The sequence below is a fragment of the Acinetobacter lwoffii genome, assembly GCF_022809915.1.
Lineage (GTDB): Bacteria > Pseudomonadota > Gammaproteobacteria > Pseudomonadales > Moraxellaceae > Acinetobacter > Acinetobacter lwoffii_M.
The window spans coordinates 1-22,084 of the sequence record NZ_JALGQY010000023.1 but is presented as its reverse complement, the minus strand read 5'-3'; the positions used below and the strand labels follow the sequence as shown (position 1 = coordinate 22,084).

Genomic DNA, 22,084 nt, shown 5'->3' with positions numbered 1-22,084 from the left:
TCAAACTATTTGATTTAACTTGATATTTAATGTGATTTTTTACATCTAACTGTTGCTTTACCCCCTGCAGCTACTTGGTAATCTTGGATTGGCAATTGTGTCTTTTTGCAACATGCTCAACGGACTGATTCAGAATATGTTATTTCTATTTCTAAACCACATCATGACATTAATAAAGTAACAATAAGGAGTCCTTGCATGTCTCTACGCTTTTCCCATCGACCTAATTATTTTTTATTTGCTCAATTACTGGTTCGCCATATAGAAAATTACATCCAGAAAAATCCTAATATAAACCAGGCAGCTTTTGACTTACGTGACATCCATGCACTTTTTCAAGAAGATCATGCCTCCTCCAGCATCAATCTGGATGGCATTATGAATATCGCTGACGAATATAAAGTCGAAACCTTATCAGGCGACCAGAAACTGATTCAGCGCTATAATGTCGATGCGAAAAACACCAAACTGTTGATCGACTTTAACCCTGAAGCGCTACAAAGCTTAAAAGAGGGCAAATCACTCATTGAACCTGATGCGACCATTCAGGAATAAAATCTCTTCCAATAAAAAAACGATGCTGATGCATCGTTTTTTTATGACCAAAATCATTTACACAATATCAAGCTAAATGATCACTCGCTTCCTCTGGCTTTTTTTCCAGCATTTTGCGCTTACTCTTCTTGACATAACGTTGTGCCGGCCAGGTCATGGTAAAACGCGCACCACCCAGCGTCGGACTTTGATCCACCTGAATCGTGCCACCAAACCAGTACGCAATCCGGCTGACAATCGACAAACCTAAACCATAACCACCCGACGCACGGGTACGGCTATCATCCAGTCGGGCAAAGGCTTCAAAAATGCGGGCACGATCTATTTCTGGAATCCCCGGCCCGTCATCTTCAACGCAAACATAGGCCTGACCATCCTGATCCAGACCGCCGCTAATCAAGATTTTATTATCGCAATAACGTACAGCATTGCCGACCAGATTCTGAATTACACGATGCAGATAACGACGCTCCGCCTCTACTGTGACCGCAACAGGCATTGGATGTAATTCGATGATTTTCTGGGTTTTCAGCGCTTCAGTTTCTTGTGCCACCTGATTCAGTACGTCATACAGATCGATTTGCTCAAACTCAATCGACGGCATGCCCTGTTCCAGTTTGGCATAGGTCATGATCTCATCAATCAAGGTATTCAGCGCTTCAATATCTTTATCAATCTGTTCCACCTGTTGCAGACGATAATCGTAGTCATCTTCATCCGCCATCATTTCCACACCAAAGCGGATTCGTGCCACCGGTGTACGCAACTCATGCGACACCGCACGCATCAACTCACGCTGCGCTTCGATCAAACGCTGGATATGATCTGACATATTATTATAGCTAGACGCCAGTGTAGACATCTCGTCACTGCCTTCCACAGGAAGACGCAATGACATATTACCCGATTTCATTTTGTTTAAGGCATAGCTGACTTCACGCAACTTACGCTGCATCGGAACCAGAAGACCATAAACACCCAGACTCAACACAAAAAGGCTTAATAAGGTAATACCGGTCGCCAACTGGAATGGCATCCAGTTAAACAAGGGTACCGGCCCCATGACCAATACTTGCGAAGTCGAACCAGGAATCGGTGAAATAATTGAAATCGTGGTGCCACGAATAGAGGCATTATCGCGGTATAAAATGATGCTATGGTCCAGACGCAGACGTCCGATTTGCTCGGAGTCTAAAGGTAGATTCTGGACGTTTTCGATGGAAACCGGATAAGAAAAATAATCCTGAATACGAGCCAGGTATTCTTTTTCCTGACCTGGATAGTAGACCAGATAATCCAGGATAAAGACTGGTAAGGCCTTCATCTGGCGCTCAGTAATGCTGTCGGCCTTAATATAAAGGTAATGACCCGGGTCATCACGCAGCCCAACTACAATATAGGCAATACCCGATTCAGCGTCCCAACGCACCACCGCTTTTCGTTCGGCAATACGGCGCCCTTCAGCACGGGTAATGTCGACCTTGCTGGCTTCTACATAGTGAATGGGCAATTCCAGCAAATCGGAGGCATCAGAAACCCAATCCATTTTTTGCTGGAGATTTGGCTGGCGTGCAACCCCCTCACTGATGATATATGCCATACCATCAGTCAGGGATTCGCGATATTCTTGCGCACGCTGATAGTTGATAATCTGTACCAACAAATAGCCGAACACCGCCACCAAGACGACAAGAATGACGAGTCCTGCGTATATACGCAAAAATATACTGTGTTTAAACACCTATAATTTATCCTGCTTGTTCAAGCAACAAACCACATTTGCTTAAAGACCATTGGTCTCTTTAACAAAAAGATAACCCTTACTACGTACTGTTTTAATACGCTTCGGATTTTCTGGATCGTCACCGATTTTTGGACGGATACGAGAAATACGCACATCGATTGAACGATCTTGGCCATCATATTCGATACCACGTAAACGCTCGAAAATATCTTCGCGAGAGAGAATACGGCCAGCATTCGATGCAAGCAACCATAACAGGTCATATTCTGCGCTGGTAAAATCAACCAGATCGCCATTTAAGGTCACTGAACGGCCGCCATTATCGATGACCAGATCATCAAATTCGATGCGCTGTGCCACTTCATCTTCAGGCACCTTGTCCGTACGACGCAACAATGCACGAATACGTGCCAGCAATACACGCGGCTGAACAGGCTTAGCGACATAGTCATCTGCACCCATTTCCAGACCTAAAACCTGATCCATGTCTTCAGTACGCGCAGTCAACATCAAAATCGGCTGATGATAATGTGGACGCACTTCACGGCAAATGGTCAAGCCATCAGCACCTGGTAACATTACATCCAGCACCACCATATCTGGCTGCTCGGCAATAATCCGACGAATGGCACGGTTACCATCCGGCTCTACCCCCACCTCAAGTCCGTTACGGATGAGGTATTCTTGCGTTAAACGAGCAAGACGCTCGTCATCTTCAACAATTAAAATCTTGGGTAACTTTTCTTCTTGGCTCATGTATTGCCCCTTATTTGGTGGATCTACGCTATAGGCGTATCCTTTTGAAATCCAATAGATACGTTTTTAATATGCTTGCAATATACACACGTTTACATTGTAAACAAGATAGCGTTCACCAAACTGATACATCAAGATAGCATTTTGTAATATTTTATCGTGCATTTTTTGGACAATTATGCTTGAAACAGTGGCTTAGATCTGATTTGCGATTTACACAACTATTACATGGACAAAATATGACTGCTTGATTCAGCACTTTTTAGTTATCCACAGTGTTATCTATAAGCACTTTCTTTTGACTTTGTTATGCTATGCCTTGCCTGATAAGGCTTATACAAAAATCAATAAAAATAGCGATATTTTTACAAGGATTAAAGCACAACTTAAGAAAAATATTTAGCTAAATGTCAATATTGATCTACCCTAAATTTTCCCGTATCTTGTGTTCAATTAATTTTAAAACCACTAGGTCTTGTGTTTATTCCTCAAACACTGTGGCATGAATTTTGCCCAGTTCAAACGGTCTATAAACATAAAAATAGATGACAACGGAGCTATGCTAACATGAGCGTAATCACTTCAACTCCTGGTCAACTTCAGGTGATTAAACGCACCGGTGATGTTGCCGCTTTTGATGCAGAAAAAATTTCTGTCGCAATTGGTAAAGCGTTTTTGGCGGTTGAAGGCCAACAAAGCGCTGACTCGAGCCGGATCCATGATCGTATCGAGCAACTGACGGAAATGGTATTAAATACCTTTAAACGTCGTTTACCTTCTGGCGGAACGATTCATATTGAAGAAATTCAAGACCAAGTTGAACTTGCGCTAATGCGTACGGGCGAACAGAAAGTTGCACGCTCTTATGTCATTTACCGTGAACAACGTTCTGAAGCACGTAAACAGTTAGGTGCACATCATCACCCGACCCTGCAAATTACCGATGCTGAAGGCAAGCTCAAGCCACTAGATTTAAGTGCTTTAACTGCGCATGTTACTAAAGCAGCAGAAGGCCTTGAAGGCATTGATGTACAAGCCATTGTCGATGAGACTGTGAAAAACTTGTACAACGGCGTAAAAGAGTCTGACATCTCGACCACGATGATGATGGCGACCCGTACCCGTATCGAGCAAGAACCTAACTATACGTATGTGACTGCACGTTTGTTGCGTGATGACCTGGTTGCGACTGGTTTGAAATTCCTGGGTCTACCTGTAGATACAGTTGAAGGCGATGCGCTGGAAACTTACCTAAAAAAAGGGATTGAGCTTGAGCTTCTTTCTCCAGAATTGTTGAACTTTGACCTGGCGAAACTGGCTGCTGCGATTCAACCGGAACGCTCTAACCAGTTTACTTACCTAGGTCTGCAAACATTATTTGACCGTTACTTCATCCATTCAGATGGCGTACGTTTTGAACTTCCGCAATTGTTCTTTATGCGTGTTTCTATGGGCTTGTCGCTCAATGAAGAAAACCGTGAAGACCGTGCAATCGAGTTCTATAACTTATTATCTAGCTTCGACTACATGGCTTCGACGCCTACCCTGTTTAACTCAGGTACGCTTCGTCCACAATTGTCTAGCTGCTACTTAACAACCATTGATGATGACCTGTATGACATTTATGGCGCAATGCGTGATAACGCAATGCTGTCTAAATGGGCAGGCGGTTTAGGTAATGACTGGACGCCAGTTCGTGCCTTGAACTCATACATCAAAGGTACAAATGGTAAGTCGCAAGGTGTTGTTCCGTTCCTGAAAGTGGCGAACGATACAGCTGTTGCGGTGAACCAGGGCGGCAAGCGTAAAGGTGCAGTTTGTGCATACTTAGAAACTTGGCACCTCGACATCGAAGAATTCCTTGAACTGCGTAAGAACACTGGTGATGACCGTCGTCGTACCCATGACATGAACACTGCGAACTGGGTTCCTGACCTGTTCATGCAACGTGTATTCGAAGATGCAGAATGGACTTTATTCACGCCTTCTGAAACGCCTGATCTGCATGATTTGACCGGTGCAGAATTCGCTGAGCGTTATGCGCACTACGAAGCGATTGCCAAAGAAACAAACATGTTGCACAAGAAAATCCGTGCAAAAGATTTGTGGCGCAAAATGCTGTCTATGCTGTTTGAAACTGGTCACCCGTGGATCACATTCAAAGACGTATGTAACCTGCGTTCACCACAACAACACGTAGGTGTAGTTCACTCTTCTAACTTATGTACAGAAATTACGCTGAACACCAGCAAAGAAGAAATCGCGGTATGTAACCTGGGTTCGATTAACCTGGTACAACATGTTCAAGATGGTGTTCTTGATCGCGAAAAACTGGCACGTACGGTTAAAACAGCCGTTCGTATGCTCGATAACGTGATTGACATCAACTACTACGCTGTTCCGCAAGCACGTAACTCGAACCTGAAACACCGTCCGGTTGGTATGGGTATCATGGGCTTCCAGGATGCACTGTATGAGATGAACCTGGCTTATGGTTCTGATGCTGCGGTTGAGTTTGCTGATGAATCGATGGAAGTGATTTCGTACTACGCGATTTCAACATCTAGCGATTTGGCTGTTGAACGTGGTACATACGAAACATTCAAAGGTTCATTGTGGGATCAAGGTATCCTGCCAATCGACTCGCTTGATCTGGTTGCGAAAACTCGTCCAGAACGCATGTTCGAAGTCGACCGCACTCAACGTCTGGACTGGGATACTTTACGTGCCAAAGTTCAAAAAGACGGTATGCGTAACTCGAATGTGATGGCAATTGCTCCGACTGCTACGATTTCAAACATTTGTGGCGTGTCTCAATCTATTGAGCCTACATTCCAGAACTTATATGTGAAATCTAACTTGTCTGGTGAATTCACCGTGATTAACCCATACCTGGTACGTGCGTTGAAAGAACGTGGTCTTTGGGATGCGGTAATGGTCAATGACCTGAAACACTTCGAAGGTTCTGTTCAGAAGATTTCCCGTATTCCTGAAGAGCTTAAAGCGATCTTCGCGACTGCGTTTGAAGTTGAAACTCGCTGGATCGTGGATGCTGCATCACGTCGTCAAAAATGGATCGACCAGGCGCAGTCTCTGAACCTTTACATCGCTGGTGCAAACGGTAAGAAACTGGACATCACCTACAAGATGGCCTGGTTACGTGGCCTTAAAACGACTTATTACCTTCGTGCATTGGGTGCGACTTCTGCTGAGAAATCAACCATTAACACTGGCGCATTGAATGCAGTTAAACCTGCAACTGTTGCGGCTCCTGCTGTAGCAGCAGCTCCGGTGGTTGAAGCGCAAAAACCTGAAGCTCCTGCAGAGGAAGAAGGTTTTGCGCAAGCGGCTCCAGTGCCAATGGCATGTTCAATTGACAACCCTGATTGTGAAGCTTGTCAGTAATCTGACAGGTTTTAAATCCTCCCCGACCCTCCTTTAATAAAGGAGGGAGAAAGTCCCCCTTTTTAAAGGGGGATTTAGGGGGGATTCCAAACTGAATGAAATTAAAAAAGGAGGTGCGGACATAAGAGTTTTATAAATTTTAAGCAATAAAAAATGGCCTATCACAAGTGACAGACCATTGATTTGAAAACCCAAGCTTTCAGAGGTTTAGCAACACTCTAGAAAGTAACAAAGGTAATCTGTGTTAAATTTTAGCGGACTTAACGCTGACTACTTTAGCAAAATTTAGAGTGTGAGTCACTCCTCTGAAAGCTCCATTTTGTAATTAGGAGCTGACCGATGAGTAATTGTACTTATCCTCAAGGCGTTAGTGTTCGCGCTTATGTTAGATACCGATTTAATCGGTGGGAAAATGTTTGTGCACACTGTCGCAGTTACCCAAATCAATTAAGTTTTTGGTAACACAATGAGAGGTTGAAAAGCCTCTCAATTTAAATAAAAGGAAACCTCAATGCCTCATATGACTCATAACTACATGTTAGGACTTGCGGCATTGCTGATTTCCTTTGGTATTACCTTTTATTTACCCATTGCTTACTTCTGGTTCAAAGTTCGCCAGCAGCGTAAGCAAAATAAGTAGTGGGGATTATTGCTCCTGTATAAAACTAGAGCATTCATCAACAAAACTTAATTTTGCTTACACAAATTAAGCGTATAGTAAGACATCTCAGCCAAGCTGAATGTCTCATAAAAGATATAAAGCAACGTAGAGAGAATTGATATGTCTATCCTAAGTTGGGACGATTTCGAAGATGATTCGCAAAAACCGGCTGCACCTGAACAGCAGCCTGCGCCCGTCGAGCCGCAAAAAGCGACTAATTCACAGATGGTATCTGATGCAGGCAACGCATCGCCGGATGTGGCAGCTGCACAACCCCTTAGAGCCACTCAAAACCGAGGATCAAATCCAACCGATTCGCTGGCAAGAGCATCTGCTTCCCTAGAGCAGCTTGATGTTGCACCGGGTCTGGAAGAGCTTGAAATGGGTGCGCAACGCGTTCAGGTTGATGACAAGGCGATGATCAACTGTCGTGCAGACTTGAACCAGCTTGTTCCATTCAAATACGAATGGGCTTGGCAGAAGTATCTGGACGGATGTGCAAACCACTGGATGCCACAAGAAGTGAACATGAACCACGACATTGCGTTGTGGAAGTCTGAAAATGGCTTGACTGAAGATGAACGTACCATTGTGATGCGTTCACTTGGTTTCTTCTCGACTGCCGATTCACTGGTTGCAAACAATCTGGTACTGGCGATTTACCGTCATATTACCAACCCTGAATGCCGTCAGTACATCTTGCGTCAAGCGTTTGAAGAAGCGATTCACACACACGCTTACCAGTACTGTATCGAGTCGCTAGGTATGGATGAAGGCGAAGTCTTCAACATGTACCGTGAAGTACCGTCAGTTGCACGTAAAGCTGCGTGGGGCCTGAAATATACTCAGTCTTTAAGTGATCCTACATTCAAAACCGGCACACCTGAAAATGACCAGATCCTGCTTCGCAACCTGATCGCGTTCTACTGTGTTCTTGAAGGTATTTTCTTCTACTGTGGTTTCAGCCAGATCCTGTCTATGGGCCGTCGTAACAAGATGAATGGTGTTGCCGAGCAGTTCCAGTACATCCTGCGTGACGAGTCGATGCACCTGAACTTTGGTATCGACATGATCAACCAGATCAAGATCGAAAACCCAGGTTTATGGACCACTGAATTCCAAGAAGAAATCATTCAGATGATTCTTGAAGGCACCATGCTGGAAATCGAATACGCACGTGACACGATGCCACGCGGCGTACTTGGCATGAATGCGGGCATGATGGAAGAATACCTGAAGTTCATTGCTAACCGTCGTCTGGCGCAGTTAGGCTTGCCTGAACAGTTTGCTGGTGTGAACAACCCGTTCCAGTGGATGTCAGAAATGATGGACTTGCGTAAAGAGAAGAATTTCTTCGAGACGCGTGTAACAGATTACCAAACTGGCGGTGCGTTAAGCTGGTAAGGTTTTTTACCGTCACGCGACACATTGTTTGTCAATTACGACACATTGTTTGTCAAAGAACGACGCATTGTTTGTCAAAAAATAGAGCCTTAATGGCTCTATTTTTTTGACAAACTCTAAATTATAGTTTCCAAATATTTATATTCACTTGAGTCTGGAGAAAAACACGAAGTTAAATTATCAAAAGCTAATATGCTAACATTTCTATCTAAGCTTTTAATTATTCTAATTATATTATCTAATAATACTTTAGAAGAATAAATTGATGAGTTCAACTTTTCCATAACGTCTTTATATTTAAACCATAAAACTTCGTGTACGATACTTATCGAAGTATCTATATCTTTTATTATTTCTCTCCTCAACCCACAATAAATAAACCAAGTGTCTACAACTTTTTGTGGATCAACTAAAGGATGAAATTCCAATAATTTACTAATGAGGCTCAACAAAACATCAGATGATAAATTATGTATATCCACACAATTAAACATATCTAAAAATAGCTTTTGTTTAGACATAAAATCAGTATTTTGGGTAATCAAATTATCAAAAATTAATTTAAAATGAGTATTTTCATAATTTACTACTCCTGGTGCCCCTAAATAATAGTTAATAGTGCTACCAAGTAAATCCGACCCCAATTTTATATCAACAATACCAAGAGAAAAGCTATCTACTATTTTTTTATAAAATTCATCTTCACTTAAAATATCTTTAACATAAAGAAGTTCCAAAATATTAAAAATATTACCAAATGAAATATCTTTATTTTCTTGCTCTACCAACTGAGTAACATACAAATCATCAGTCAATAAAACTCCATCTTTACCTTTAAAAGCATCAACATATTGAAAATTATTACTTTTATAATCATCAATCAAATTTAATTTATCAATATTATTTTGGATTGCTTTTAAGATATTACCAGATATCTGATTATTAATTGACATTGACTCATGAGTAGTGAGATTTATCCTTTTAAATACTGAGTCAATAATAGAAAATTTTGGCAATACTTTTAATAACTCATCTAGCAGATTTAAATCATTTAGTATCAATAATAAAGTTTCCTCAAATAAAATAATATCAGAAGTCTCAATCAACTCGATGAACTTACCTTTTTCCATTTGAGGAGCATGTATGATTCTAAACTCCAGCTCTTCATTTTTAGAACATTTTGATAATATCCATGTGGTATAAACATCTCGTGTATTCTGTAAAAATTTTCCACGCATGAAAAATGGTATAGGAAGTTCCCTATTTCTTAACTTTTGTTTATTACTTTCCCAAAGTTTTTCTTGCTCTGGAGTAACTCCAGTTAATTGCCTTAACGCGGTTAATAAAGACTCAACTCCCCCCTCATCATCTACCTTTGCTCTTCTTAGAACTGTTGAATTAGGAAAGGTATCAAAATATTTATTACATCTTTCTTGATAATTCTTAATTTCTTCATCACTTTCAAAAGGAGCATACAACATACATAGTTGCAAATAATCACCTTCTTGTTCGCAGTTAGTTAAGTCTATTAACGCTCCGTATTTTAAAATTGCAGTCTTAAGCTTTGACTCATATTCCGGTCTATTGATATAAACAGCTATAAGGCGTCTAATAGTAAAAATTATATTTTGAGTATTAGTTGAATTTGTTAAGTTTTCTTCAAGAAAATCAACCACATTATCAATTAAACCAAGTGAAAGAGATAAGGAGATAAAGAATTCTTGTTCTTCTCTGCCTATATCTTTTGATTTTATAACATCTTCAATAGTCTTATAAGCGATCCCAACTTTACCCTGATTTTGCAGAGCTGCAGCTTGTACTAATTTCCACTTAGAAATAGCTATACCTTTAGCTATATTTTTCTCTGCTAACTTTTCAGCTTCTAACCAGCGCTCTGTGGTAAAAAAAGCCTGAGCTAAATCTAAATATCTACTTTTACTAAGTTCTCTTACACTTAAAACATGTCCAGCGAGTTCAATTATTTGGTTTGCAGTTAGTTCATGTTTAGGATCTAAGTACGGCAATAATTGTTCTGCAATTACGAATGGCTTACCAAGTTTCAAATAAGTTTGATATAAATCTTGGGCAAACTCCTTACCTTGAGTTTTATCAAAATTTGATTCTGAAACAAACTTCTGAATAGCAATAAAAGCTTCACCATTTTCTAAAGTCCCAACGATATTTTCAAACTTTTCAACTAAATTCTTTTGAAAAGTTGCTTGAGCTATTTCAATCCCAATACAGAAAATTGCGGGTGTAATCTCTCTCAAAGAACTCAACAAAATATGTTCATACTCTTGTATTAAATCTAAACATTTTTTTGATTTTCCAAGATGGTAATATGAAAGAATCTTTATTTCACATTCGTTAGGATCTAAATTTTCTAATTTATCCAGTAAGTCTATTACTTTTTTATACTCTTTAGAGTTAAATAGAATACGAATATAAGGTCGTATAACTTCTAAATGATTAGGTCTTTCGACCAAAATTTCCTCTAGATAAGAACATAATTCTGAAAAATTATTAAAGTATCCATAAACTAAGCAGCTAATATCTATTAGCATTGTTACATCACTTGGATAACCTAATTTTCTTGCAGAACTCCATGCTTTTTGCATAAAATTAAAAGATAATTTCATCCCTTCAACATCGTAATCAGGATGACCATGGAAAGGGAGAACCTCCCCATGAACCCCTATTTGATTTGTAGATTTATGAAAATATCTTCGAGCTGCTAATGAGTTAAAAATATATTTTCTTCTTTCCTCATCAAATTCATAAGTAATATTTTGCTCAATTAATTTATCGAGATCATCATACAATTCACCAATAGTACAAACGATCATTTGAATCATGATTTCATTAGGATGATTTTCTCTAAGTATTAGAAGTGCTTCTTGGGATCTACCTAAAACTGCAAGTGATTTAGCTTTTAGTGAGCATTCTTGGAAATCATATTCATGTAAAACTCCAATAAGCTTTTCAAGTTCAACATGTGAAGGTATAGAATCCAGTTTAAATTTAGACTCTAAGTAGGCAAGACGATAACGATTCTTCAAATTTTGCTTGTATGCTAATTCAAAGTAACTTTCGGCATCGTCAAAAAAGCCTTCACAAGATAATATACTTCCTTTTTGGTAATAAAATTCTGCTAATTCATGTGTACTAAATAGATCTTTTTTAAGAGCTAACTTATTTAAGATTTCTTTCGCATCATTTATACGATTATTTGATAAACAATCTGAGCAATTTTTCAAATCTGTTGATACTTCCCCTTTAGGATTATCAATCCATGGAGCTTCACTTTGCTTTTCAATACTTTTCAATATCAATGGTTTTTCAACTATAGCGTTTGTGAATAGCTCAATGCTTTCTACTGAAGTTTTATTTGGAATCTGAATCGTCTTTTTTAATTCTGTAACTGCAAATTTTTCTGAAATTCTATTTGAATAATATTCATAAATATCTAAAGAAGTATGTAAAACATTATTCACAGGAATTCTAATAGTAATAGTACTTTGATTTTTTAACTTATATTCATTTGTTGAAAACCATTCATCTTCTAACCAAAAATAATAAATTGGGCAATTTGGTAGATCTTCTTCATTTTCACTCAAATCAACCACAGCAACCATTACTAAAGGTTCTTGTTGACGATAATTATTTAGAGTCGATACATTAAAATCATATGAAATAAAAGTCTTATCAGTGCTGTACGATGGAACCGTAGTGCCTTTTAATTGTAAGTAAAAACTATATTTCACGTAGTTTTCATTAGATTTTAGTTGAATTGTATAATCAATACCGAAATCTGTGTCACCAGCTAATGGTGTCTCAATCCAGGATTTAGGCAATTTAATCCCTAACGCTCTTGTAGCCAAACGACCTATTTCTTGACTACGCCCCTCTTTTGGTAAATTTTCCATATTTTGGAGCCCTATTCCAACTATTTAAATATTTAATTAATAGAATAATATCAAAAACAAAAACTCAATTTATCGTCAAGTAGTCCCAATAGTAAAAGTTCTTCTTATTTATAAAGTTCATAAAGCCTCAATAAAATTTATGACACAAAGAATTTTATTTTAGTGATTGAGAAAATTATTTAATTCTACTTCTAAAATTTGCAACCAATCTATTAATTCAATTACATCAAGTCGTCTTTCTAAGATTTCAACTTTGGAAACATAAGATTGAGGCTTATTCAAACGACGTGCAAGCTCAACCTGAGTCACATTTTTTGACTCACGCAGTTCTATAAGTTTCTTAATTAGGTCTTGATACCTGGGATCATGTATTGAGCGCATGGCTCAATATCAGTTACAATTAAAAATATCCCAAAATAGGATATTTTTAATTTAACCCTATCCGTTTACTGAAATTTTTCTTTTGGATGATCATTGAACGATAGTTTAGGAATTCACTGTGAAGCAAAAATTTTCTGTAGCTAAAATCAACGCTATTATTAAAAAGAATTTAGCAGGTGCAACTGTCGAACAAATTTGCGAAGAGTACAAAATCAGTATCGCAACTTTCTATCGCTGGAAAGCAAGTTATATAGATATCAATGAGCAAATTCTGATTCGCTTAGATAAATTGGAACAAGAAAATTTAGTTCTCAAACAAATGTATGCTGAAGAAAGATTATCTAAGCGCCTAGAAATGTAAGATGCTCTTATCTAAATCTAGGATGTCTATTACAAAGATAATTTACATTCCAAGTATTTTAGATAGCATTTACTGTCATGATAGTCGATTCTTCAACGAGATTATGAAACCTTACCTTCCCCAGAAAATCGGATGAGATCCTAACGTTTTCTTTCCAAGTATTATCACTCAATTTTCCATTATCCGTCTTTGAAAATTGAGTCTTTAATATTTGTAGATCCATTAAAAAATCTTCTTTGAAGCTATCGCCTAATATTGATTCCTTAGCGTCCGCTAAAGAAAACACATACGAATTCATCAATAAAATTAAACTTTCACTAAAATGTGAATACGGCTTTCTAGAACAAACAATAAGTAAGGTTCGATAAATTGCTCGACTGGTATCGATAACGCTCTTACTTTCCCTGATACCTAAACGTATAAAAATAACAAGTGCAGCTAAAGCGTCTAAGCTGGCCAATCGTTCCAGCTGTATCAGTTTTTTAGGCGATAAATTCTCAACTAACTTCCTATCACAATCATATTTATTGGATTTATAAAGTATTCGTTGAACTTCCCACGACAGTTTTCCAATACTCTCTTTTAAAAGTAAATCTAAACTTATTGAATTTTTCATAGCTTGCCAAAGCACATGATTAATTATCAATGAGCTACCTTGTACGATTGCTTCTGCTTTATCTGTAAGTTTTGGGCTAGGAACATTTGAACCATTCTTATAATTCCTCCATTTCCTATCGTTATCAGCAATATACCCATCCACTACTCTAATTTTATCAGGCTCAATTATTCTTGCTATATGAGATGGTATATCTGTATCTAAACCAAGCTGTATGTGTGAATACCACAAGGCAACCCGCAGTTGATCAATTACATCCCTTTTATTAATTCTAACTTTTCTAATATTTTCGTTTTTCAAAACACAATCCATGAAATTTAAATAAATTAAAAAATATCAACTATTTAAAAAATATTTTCGGAAAAATTTTGGCAATTTATTCAACTTGTACACTTTCAAACGTAAGTATAAGCTTTTGGTGAGACAGGTTACTACCAGGAACTCAATGGAAATTCACCTCATAGTTGATGCAGCAACAATAGAAAAAGAACTATTCGACCGTTACGGCCCACTAATGACAGATGATGTATTACGAATCGCGTTAGGCTACAAATCCACAGAAGCTTTTAGACAAGCTTTAACACGTAAAACAGTACCAGTTCCTGTTTTTAGTATCCTAAATCGTCGTGGCAAATATGCTTTAGTAAAGGATGTTGCTACATGGCTAGCAAATCAAAGAAATTCTATTTTAGATTCTCAAGACAACCACTAAATTCTCAATACTCAGAAACAACCCTGGAGTGATTATGAAAAGTTAGAAAAAAATTAATAAAAAACGGACCCTAAAAGGATCCGTTCGTGACTTTATATAGAAGAATATAAAGACCTGAGAACCCAAGTATCTTCTCTATATCGTCACCAGTCAAGTAAGTGCTATTCGATCGCAATAGTACAGATTAACTCATTCTCAAAAATTTATTGAGAATAGGATTACTTCTGGATGAACAGATATGCCCTATCAAGCAGTATTTTCAAAAACCGATATTCAAACAAACATCCTAGAACAAATCAGGATTGCCTTTGAATCAACAGCAAATGTAGCAGCTACACTTCATGGGAAACGCAAAATCTATCAAGGAGCATTCGGTCGTCGAACCTCTCTCTTCCCGAGTAAAAAGTGTTGTGGATCAATACCATTAGAAAGCCGGCTTGAACTTGCTCATGCAGTCTCCTTAGAAAAGGATCCAAATATCTTAAATTATCGCTCACAAGCATTAAAAATTTTACTGATCAATGAACAGTATTATTTTCCAGATTTTTTGATTCAAACCAAAAAAGGTAATTATGAAGTTCACGAAGTCAAACCATCTATAGCATCATTATCAATAGATGAATTAAACCGCTTTGCAATACTTTCTGACCTACTACACTCCATTGATATTACTTTTAAGCTAATCGATCACACTGATTTACCCAATGAATCAGAGATATCTCAGCTACTTTATTGGTATCAAAGAGGGCATCGATTCAACTGGAATAATTTTGAAATTAATTACGCATTAGAGCAATTAACGCTCAAAGAGTTTGATAACTCAACTCAAGTCTACAGAACACTTGAATCAATTGGCCTCAAACCAGAACTAGCTGATTATTTATTTTTTCATCAAAAAATTACTATTAACTCAGATAAACAAAAAAGCAGAGAGATCTAATAACATGAATAACTCTCTTTTTATTCCACAGCCAGGTTTTCGTTTTTATTTTAAAGAACATCCTGACTATATTTTTGAAATCGGCTCTGTAACCTATAACGCTATACGATATGCAGCAATTGCTGGTGGAAAAACATTTTCAATTACCCCGAATGAGTTTGAAAATCGCTACAAAAAAGGTGAAATCTTATGCGTCTTTGCACCTGATAAGCTGATGATCAACCCCAAACACAATTCAGAAATACATCGTAAAGAGCGTTATGTCATTAGCGCTCTTCAATTTCTAAAATCTCCGACGAGCCCTCAACATTTATCAAAATTAATAGAGCAGATCTCCACTGAGATTAAAGATCCTCATCCTCCTTCCTGCCGTACTGTCGCAAGATGGCTTACTAAATATAAAAGTTTTTCGCAGAACAAGCTGTGTTTACAAGATAAATATATAGGCAATCATCATTTAAGATTCCCACCTGAAGTCTACCAAATTCTGAATCAAGCAATTAATGACGTCTATTTGAAGCCCGAATATAGAACTGGTAAAGACGTACAAGCCTATATGCTTGGTCGTTTCATGGAGCAAGGCATCCCATTAGAACAGTTACCCACACTGAGGAGTATCCAACGGCATATCAAAAAATTGGACCCTTATATTGAATTAAAAATAAAGAAAGGATCCCGAATAGCAAAGAAAAAGTTTCAAGCTGCCGGCAAAAGTATTATTAGCCCTTTTGCTCTTTATATGGTCGAAATCGATACACACTATCTCGATATTATTATAGTCGACCCAAAGAATAAGGTTGCTTTAGGAAGACCATTTCTTGCTTGTGCAATTGACGTTTATTCAAGAGCAATTGTAGGTACATATATCAATATGTATCCCCCTAGTGCTGCAACTACTTTAGAAACCATTAAGAATATGGTTACTCGCCCGAATCAAAAATTACCAGGAGGAATTCCCAGTATTATCATTCCTGATAATGGAATTGAGTTTAAAAATAATTCACTTGCTCGAGTGTGCGAACAGCTGAAAATTACTTTAACTCCATCTCAAGTCGGTACACCAAATAATAAACCTCATATTGAACGTTTTTTTAGTACGCTGACACATGGGATTCTTCAAAAGCTGCCTGGCACAACTTTTTCAAATCCGATAGATAGAGGGAATTATAAGTCCAATAAAATTGCTCAACTGACTCTAGAACAATTGAAACAATATATAGATACCTGGATCCATGATGTTTATCACAAATCTATTCATCATACGACTGGTCGCTCTCCTATTATTATGTGGCAAGATGCAATCGAAGATATTCAGCCCAGTGTTCTCACAGATATAGATTCAAAAATTTTATGTCGCAGGCCTATTGAAAGAAGCATTAATCACGGTCAAGTCCGAGTAGATGGTATTAGTTATTTTTCTCATGCGCTAACAACTCTACAAGCGCAAGGCATAAAGACCGTTACCGTGCTTATAGATGATTTAAATTTAAATGAAGTTTATGTTATAGATCCAAATAATAAAGATGTCGTTATTCAAGCAGATTCAACTAATCAAGACTATACATTTGACTTGTCACGAGTAACCCACCTTGAAGTTCAAAAACTAAAGAAAGCCCAATCTCGATCCGACAAACAGAGGATTGGCCCAATGTCGGATTTATATCACCTGTATAAACTTATGCACGAGATACAAAGTAATCTCGTGAAACATAAACCGAGATTAAAGCCGCTTAGTTTAGAACTTCCCACGCAACTAAAAAGAGTTGAAGAACAACTTTTTTCGAAAGAAAAGGATATTTCTGAACAACCTGTTTCTACTATAAATACAGCTACTCCAATTGATCAGTTTGGTTCTTTGGAGGTATTTAAACATGGAAAAATTTGACAATCGATTTGAAAAAATCCGATCTATTAACAATATTGTCATTACTTCAACTGAATTTATGGCAGCTTTCACGGGTATACAAGATTGTGTCCAAAGAAGTATTTCCTTTAGTGAACCAGTTGGAAGCATGCTACTGGCAGAGGGAGGATTAGGAAAAACAACCTTGTGCAAAGCAATTTTAAGCTTGATGCCACGTTCCGAAAAAACAGAAAAGGATCATAAAAAATTCATTATCCCAGTATGCTATGTCGAAGTACCCTCACCTGCCACCGTGAAGTCATTAGCCATAATGATGCTCAAAGAACTGGGAGATCTTACTTGTGAAAATGGATATGGTACGACTGAATACCTAACCAGTAGGCTCATTCATTTATTAGCTCAATGTGAAACTAAGCTCATATTTTTAGATGAGTTCCATCATTTATTTGAGCGTAAACCTACGTCTACAAGAATGAATCGGACTACAGGGAATTGGATTAAAACTTTAGTGAATAGAACTGGGATCAGTTTTTGTTTAGTTGGTTTACCAGAGTTCGTACCACTACTTCAAATTGATAGCCAAATTGCACGTAGATTTCCATTCATCTACCAGCTAAACCCATTAACTGTTGATCCATCACACGGTGGGAGTATGTTTGCATTTCTTGCCGAGGTTTCAAGAACTCTCAATAGGCAAAATATCTCCTTCATGCCAGCACTAGATAGCCAACTTGTAGGCATGCAAATTCAATTAGCTACGAAAGGCTATCACTCATACATCATGAGCCTAATTAGAGAAAGTATTGCGCATGCTTTAAACGATGGTCGGCAAGTCATTAACTCTAATGACTTCAGTTATGCCTGGAAACTAGGTATCACGCTATACATTAGTAAACAAAGTAAAAATCCTTTCGAAATGAATATTTCTCAAATCATATCATTCATGAAACAAATATAATTATGCAAAATACTCTTTTAATACAAGCTATTCCTTACGAAGATGAATCGCCAATCAGCTTCCTACTAAGAACCGCTAAACTTAATGCACATAGTTCAATCTCTAATTTAGTAGGGAAAGAAAACTATCAATCCATCCTTAAAGCATCACTAAATTATCATCTTGCAGATGAAGCTCGCTTTAGCTTAGTTTTAAGTGCTTTAAATATAGATAGTGATTACTCACTTTTAGCTTTTAAAAGATCAAAGCCAACGAGTAGATCTCCAAGAACACTAGGAGCAATTGAAATCCCCCATGAGTTGCTAGAATTAAACAATATACGTTACTGCCCTCTATGCCTTTGTGAAAAGACGTATCTAAGAAAATTATGGATGCTAAAACCTATCTATGCATGTCCGATACATTCTTGCTTTTTAATTGATTCTTGTCCCAATTGCGAGAATCCAATTACATCAAAAGCTGGTGTTGAAAACTGTGCTAGTTGTGGTTTTGAATTAGATAAAGCTCCACTTAAGGAAGCAAAAACAATAGAAACTGTATATTGGTTTATAGACGTTCTAAATTTCAACTCCAATAAATTATTCAAACAGTTTGCAGCTTGCTGGAATGCTTTTAATGAATTCTTTAAGTTCGATGGATCTAATACTGATTTGAAAGTTTTCCTTTCTGTCTATGAATATTTTCATAATCCTGAAATTTCAGCACTAAAACTCAGTGCTCTTATTAATTCTAGAATCAATTACTCACATCCTAGGGTACAGTTAATACCGTTTTTAAAATATGAGATTTTTTTCAAGAAGCACATCAAAATCGTTGAACAAAATGCTAATGAATACAAAATTAGTGAAAATAGTATTGCTAGAAAACTGAGAAATCATGAGATAAAGTATATTTTGAAGGTTTCTCGTTTTGAACTTGAGAAATTGATTGAAAACGACTATTTAAATTTGGGGAAGAAAGAGCTTTATCATGGAAGTATCTCGAGTATAGATATTGAGCGCTTTATTATGGGCCTCAATAACGAGGATAAACCCGCATTCGATACAATAGATGCAATAGCAATTAGTAATGACCACATTGATCTAAAACAGGTTTCTGAAATTTTAAAAATCAATTATGAAACTGCTAGAAAACTAGCAAATATGGGTTGGTTCAACTCAGCAGAAAGCTATCTAGATAAAGCCGATCCAAAAAAATATTCAAAGAAAAAACTTCATGAATTCGATAGAAAATATATGCTGATCGCACTTTTAGCGAAACAGATCAATGCAAATCCTACGAATCTTGTAGAAAAATTAGCATCAATAGGTATTTCGCCCGTTCATGGACCTCATATTGATTCGACACCAATTAATATTTTTTTAAAGACAGATGTTCAAGATATAAATTTAAAAAATTTAGACATGATTCAACACTATCCAACACGAACAGGTAGGCGAAAAGATACGTTAGAATCGATAACCACCAATGTGGATTATTACTCGTTAAAAGATGCATCTGCACTTTTAGGAATTAGCCCGAATAAAGTTGCGGTACTTGTTCAAAAAGGGATTCTTAGAAAAAAAGAGAACAGTCCTATATCTGTTCAAATTGAAGCTTGCTCCTTATTAAATCTTAAGAATAAATTATTAAGTGATGAGTTTATTTCTTACTTAGATGCTGCAAAGCGATTGAACTGCCCTATAAATTGGATGAAAAAATATTGGGTCGATACAGGCTTCTTAGACATTAAAGATTTAGTCTATTGGAAGCTTATTTATAAAAATGAGCTTACTGAAGTTTTAGATTTAAAAGAAGAATTCATTACTGGTGCTGAGGCAAGCTCTCTTTTAGGTATGCGCCACTCCCATGTCACTAACTTACAAAAGCAGGGTCTCATAAAGCCTCATTATTTTGGAAAAACAGATAAAAAAGTAAGACTTTTCAATAAAAATGAAGTTTTAAAGTTTGTAATACAGTAATTTGATGATGTTCTTCAGATCCCATCTAGTTCGTATGTTGGGATCTTCTTATAATTAATAGAGCCTCATTAGGAACTTCAACTTTAACTTTTATTTTAACTTCATTTCCATTTCGGTCTTTGGTTGTAGTTATATATTGAATTAAAGCATTCTTGCCAACTCCTTTTAAAAGGATTTCACCCCCTTTTATTTCAATATATTCACCTTTTTTTTGCCCAATTTTTGATTCTGGAAAAAAGTCTTTAAATCCTGTTTTAATATAGATTAAGCTATTTTTTTCATCTTCCCTTACAGAGCCTAGTGCAATATTAATAAAAATATTCTTCGTTTTTTCCGCATAAAAAATATATACAGAGCTAGGGACAATTAAAATATAAAGCATCATCATCAAAAGCTTTATATTTTTATTGCTATTTTCATCCTCTTTTAAGTTTGTATTATTCTCTTTCCAATCATCTATAAATTTATCAATAAATATTTTCAAAAGAATACTTAAAAATACCATTATCAATAAGTTTATTGATTTTTCATTGTAAAAAGCAAAAACAAAAACAAAACCGAAAGAATAAAGTAAAAACTTAAAGATACTTTTTCCTGTTGTATCTAAAATCTTATTAAAATAAAAGTTCTTCAAGAAAAATTTTCTTAAATTAATAAAACTCCAGGACCTAAAGGAAAATATAAATTTGAAGAAACTTCGAACAACTTTTATAAAAAAAATAAAAATACTTCCTAGTGCATAATGTGCGCCCAAAAAGAATGCATAGACAAATAAAAATTTTATAGTAATTAAGAAAAATAAAAGGCCATCGCCTAATGATAAGTCCGTAGGAAAGTAATCAATATGCCAAAAATATAAAAGGATAAGACATATACCAGCACCTATAGTAAATTTAGCAATAAACCCACTATTATCGACAAGTAGCTTAATTTTCTGCAACAAAAAAAGAGTAAAATTCACTTATTCTCCATTTGTATTTTCCTTTCAGATCAATTTTTTAATCAACAAACTATTCATGCTAAGATTATGAGAAGTCTATTAACTATACAATATTTATTAAATTTAGATCATGATCCCGAGAACTCTGTGGTATCAATTTGATGATACTCAAAAAAAAATTAGTCAACATGAAATACTTGAAATAACTAATTCATTGGTTATTTTAGGTGAAGCGGGAATGGGAAAATCTAGCCTTTTAGAATGGCTAGGAAACTTAGAAAATTACGCATATTGTACTGCACGTCAATTACTAAATCGTGCTGACCCCCGCCCTCTTCTTGGTAAAAATAGCATATTAGTTATTGATTCACTCGATGAGGTAAATTCAAAAAATGATGGTGATGCCGTAGATGGAGTATTGCAAAAGCTTGAATTTTTAGGATATCCAAAATTTATTCTAGCTTGCCGTGCAGCAGATTGGAAAAGTGCTACAGGCATACAAGCTATAAGAGAACAATATTCAGAATCACCTTTAGAACTTCATTTAAATCCTTTTGCTCAAAATGATATGGCTATATTTCTTGAACAAAACTTTAGCACCCAAAGAGCTCAAGAAATTATTACTCACTTTACAGCTAAGAATCTGGATGATTTGCTAGGAAATCCTCAAACTCTTAGTTTAATTGCTAAAGTTGCAATTCAGGGACAACTACCTGAATCTTTAACCCAATTATTTGAACAAGCTATAGAAATTTTAAGAGCAGAACATTCGGAATCTAAATCTGAAGCACAATTGCCAAGCGAAGTCTCACTTGATGCAGCAAGAGGTGGATCAGGAAATTTGAACAACACTTATAAGTGATATTTTGCTCCCCAAATGATGTTATAAACATCAATATA

Annotated in this window: 17 protein-coding genes; 11 read left to right on the top strand and 6 right to left on the bottom strand. The window is 36.7% G+C overall.

Translation table 11 applies throughout. The annotated features are described in order from the left end of the window. Window positions 1–198 precede the first annotated feature (198 nt). Complete coding sequence (locus MTX11_RS11735; RefSeq protein WP_180180503.1) at window positions 199–555, top strand: hypothetical protein; 357 nt, start codon at window positions 199–201, stop codon at window positions 553–555. Between the two features lie 67 nt (window positions 556–622). On the opposite strand, the gene bfmS is transcribed toward MTX11_RS11735, so the two are convergent. Together bfmS and bfmR are read right to left on the bottom strand one after the other, a co-directional pair. Then, a complete protein-coding gene (bfmS, locus tag MTX11_RS11730; protein WP_005104083.1) occupies window positions 623–2,296 on the bottom strand; it encodes a sensor histidine kinase BfmS in 1,674 nt (557 codons plus the stop codon). 42 nt (window positions 2,297–2,338) lie between these two features. Beyond that, window positions 2,339–3,055, bottom strand: a complete 717-nt coding sequence (gene bfmR, locus MTX11_RS11725; protein WP_004280782.1) for a response regulator transcription factor BfmR — start codon at window positions 3,053–3,055, stop codon at window positions 2,339–2,341. Window positions 3,056–3,622: 567 nt separating this feature from the next. Between bfmR and MTX11_RS11720 the strand changes: the two genes are divergently transcribed. The 3 genes from MTX11_RS11720 (at window position 3,623) to MTX11_RS11715 (ending at window position 8,525) form a co-directional block, all read left to right on the top strand. Continuing rightward, window positions 3,623–6,460 carry a ribonucleoside-diphosphate reductase subunit alpha gene (locus MTX11_RS11720; protein ID WP_243475177.1) on the top strand — a complete coding sequence of 946 codons (2,838 nt, stop codon included), beginning with the start codon at window positions 3,623–3,625 and terminating at the stop codon, window positions 6,458–6,460. A 511-nt stretch (window positions 6,461–6,971) separates the two neighbouring features. Continuing rightward, the gene (locus tag MTX11_RS16615; protein ID WP_004645881.1) at window positions 6,972–7,100 is read left to right on the top strand and encodes a hypothetical protein; all 129 of its coding nucleotides are present in this window, start codon (window positions 6,972–6,974) and stop codon (window positions 7,098–7,100) included. Between the two features lie 141 nt (window positions 7,101–7,241). After that, a complete protein-coding gene (locus MTX11_RS11715) occupies window positions 7,242–8,525 on the top strand; it encodes a ribonucleotide-diphosphate reductase subunit beta (protein WP_004645882.1) in 1,284 nt (427 codons plus the stop codon). A 116-nt stretch (window positions 8,526–8,641) separates the two neighbouring features. Here MTX11_RS11715 and MTX11_RS11710 read toward each other — a convergent pair whose 3' ends face one another. Both MTX11_RS11710 and MTX11_RS11705 read right to left on the bottom strand, forming a co-directional pair. Next, entirely contained in the window at window positions 8,642–12,451 is a 3,810-nt protein-coding gene (locus tag MTX11_RS11710) for a DUF4365 domain-containing protein (protein ID WP_243475176.1), read from the bottom strand. 159 nt (window positions 12,452–12,610) lie between these two features. Continuing rightward, entirely contained in the window at window positions 12,611–12,832 is a 222-nt protein-coding gene (locus tag MTX11_RS11705) for a helix-turn-helix domain-containing protein (RefSeq protein ID WP_243475175.1), read from the bottom strand. 118 nt (window positions 12,833–12,950) lie between these two features. On the opposite strand from MTX11_RS11705, the gene MTX11_RS11700 reads away from it, so the two are divergent. After that, window positions 12,951–13,193: a transposase gene (locus MTX11_RS11700; RefSeq protein WP_243475174.1), complete on the top strand. Its 243-nt coding sequence runs from the start codon at window positions 12,951–12,953 to the stop codon at window positions 13,191–13,193. 58 nt (window positions 13,194–13,251) lie between these two features. On the opposite strand, the gene MTX11_RS11695 is transcribed toward MTX11_RS11700, so the two are convergent. Continuing rightward, entirely contained in the window at window positions 13,252–14,109 is an 858-nt protein-coding gene (locus MTX11_RS11695; RefSeq protein WP_243475173.1) for a hypothetical protein, read from the bottom strand. A gap of 145 nt (window positions 14,110–14,254) precedes the next feature. Here MTX11_RS11695 and MTX11_RS11690 point away from each other — a divergent pair, with 145 nt between their 5' ends. The 5 genes from MTX11_RS11690 (at window position 14,255) to MTX11_RS11670 (ending at window position 20,244) form a co-directional block, all read left to right on the top strand. Next, window positions 14,255–14,521 carry a hypothetical protein gene (locus MTX11_RS11690; RefSeq protein ID WP_243475172.1) on the top strand — a complete coding sequence of 89 codons (267 nt, stop codon included), beginning with the start codon at window positions 14,255–14,257 and terminating at the stop codon, window positions 14,519–14,521. A 238-nt stretch (window positions 14,522–14,759) separates the two neighbouring features. Beyond that, window positions 14,760–15,461 carry a Tn7 transposase TnsA N-terminal domain-containing protein gene (locus tag MTX11_RS11685; RefSeq protein WP_243475171.1) on the top strand — a complete coding sequence of 234 codons (702 nt, stop codon included), beginning with the start codon at window positions 14,760–14,762 and terminating at the stop codon, window positions 15,459–15,461. A 4-nt stretch (window positions 15,462–15,465) separates the two neighbouring features. Beyond that, complete coding sequence (locus MTX11_RS11680; RefSeq protein ID WP_243475170.1) at window positions 15,466–17,346, top strand: Mu transposase C-terminal domain-containing protein; 1,881 nt, start codon at window positions 15,466–15,468, stop codon at window positions 17,344–17,346. Beyond that, a complete protein-coding gene (locus MTX11_RS11675; RefSeq protein ID WP_243475169.1) occupies window positions 17,333–18,283 on the top strand; it encodes a TniB family NTP-binding protein in 951 nt (316 codons plus the stop codon). The genes MTX11_RS11680 and MTX11_RS11675 overlap by 14 nt, the downstream gene beginning before the upstream one ends. Before the next feature lie 2 nt (window positions 18,284–18,285). Continuing rightward, complete coding sequence (locus MTX11_RS11670; RefSeq protein ID WP_243475168.1) at window positions 18,286–20,244, top strand: TniQ family protein; 1,959 nt, start codon at window positions 18,286–18,288, stop codon at window positions 20,242–20,244. 25 nt (window positions 20,245–20,269) lie between these two features. Here MTX11_RS11670 and MTX11_RS11665 read toward each other — a convergent pair whose 3' ends face one another. Further along, window positions 20,270–21,205, bottom strand: a complete 936-nt coding sequence (locus tag MTX11_RS11665; protein WP_243475167.1) for a hypothetical protein — start codon at window positions 21,203–21,205, stop codon at window positions 20,270–20,272. Between the two features lie 109 nt (window positions 21,206–21,314). Here MTX11_RS11665 and MTX11_RS11660 point away from each other — a divergent pair, with 109 nt between their 5' ends. Further along, window positions 21,315–22,046 carry an NACHT domain-containing protein gene (locus MTX11_RS11660; RefSeq protein ID WP_243475166.1) on the top strand — a complete coding sequence of 244 codons (732 nt, stop codon included), beginning with the start codon at window positions 21,315–21,317 and terminating at the stop codon, window positions 22,044–22,046. Window positions 22,047–22,084: the final 38 nt, after the last annotated feature.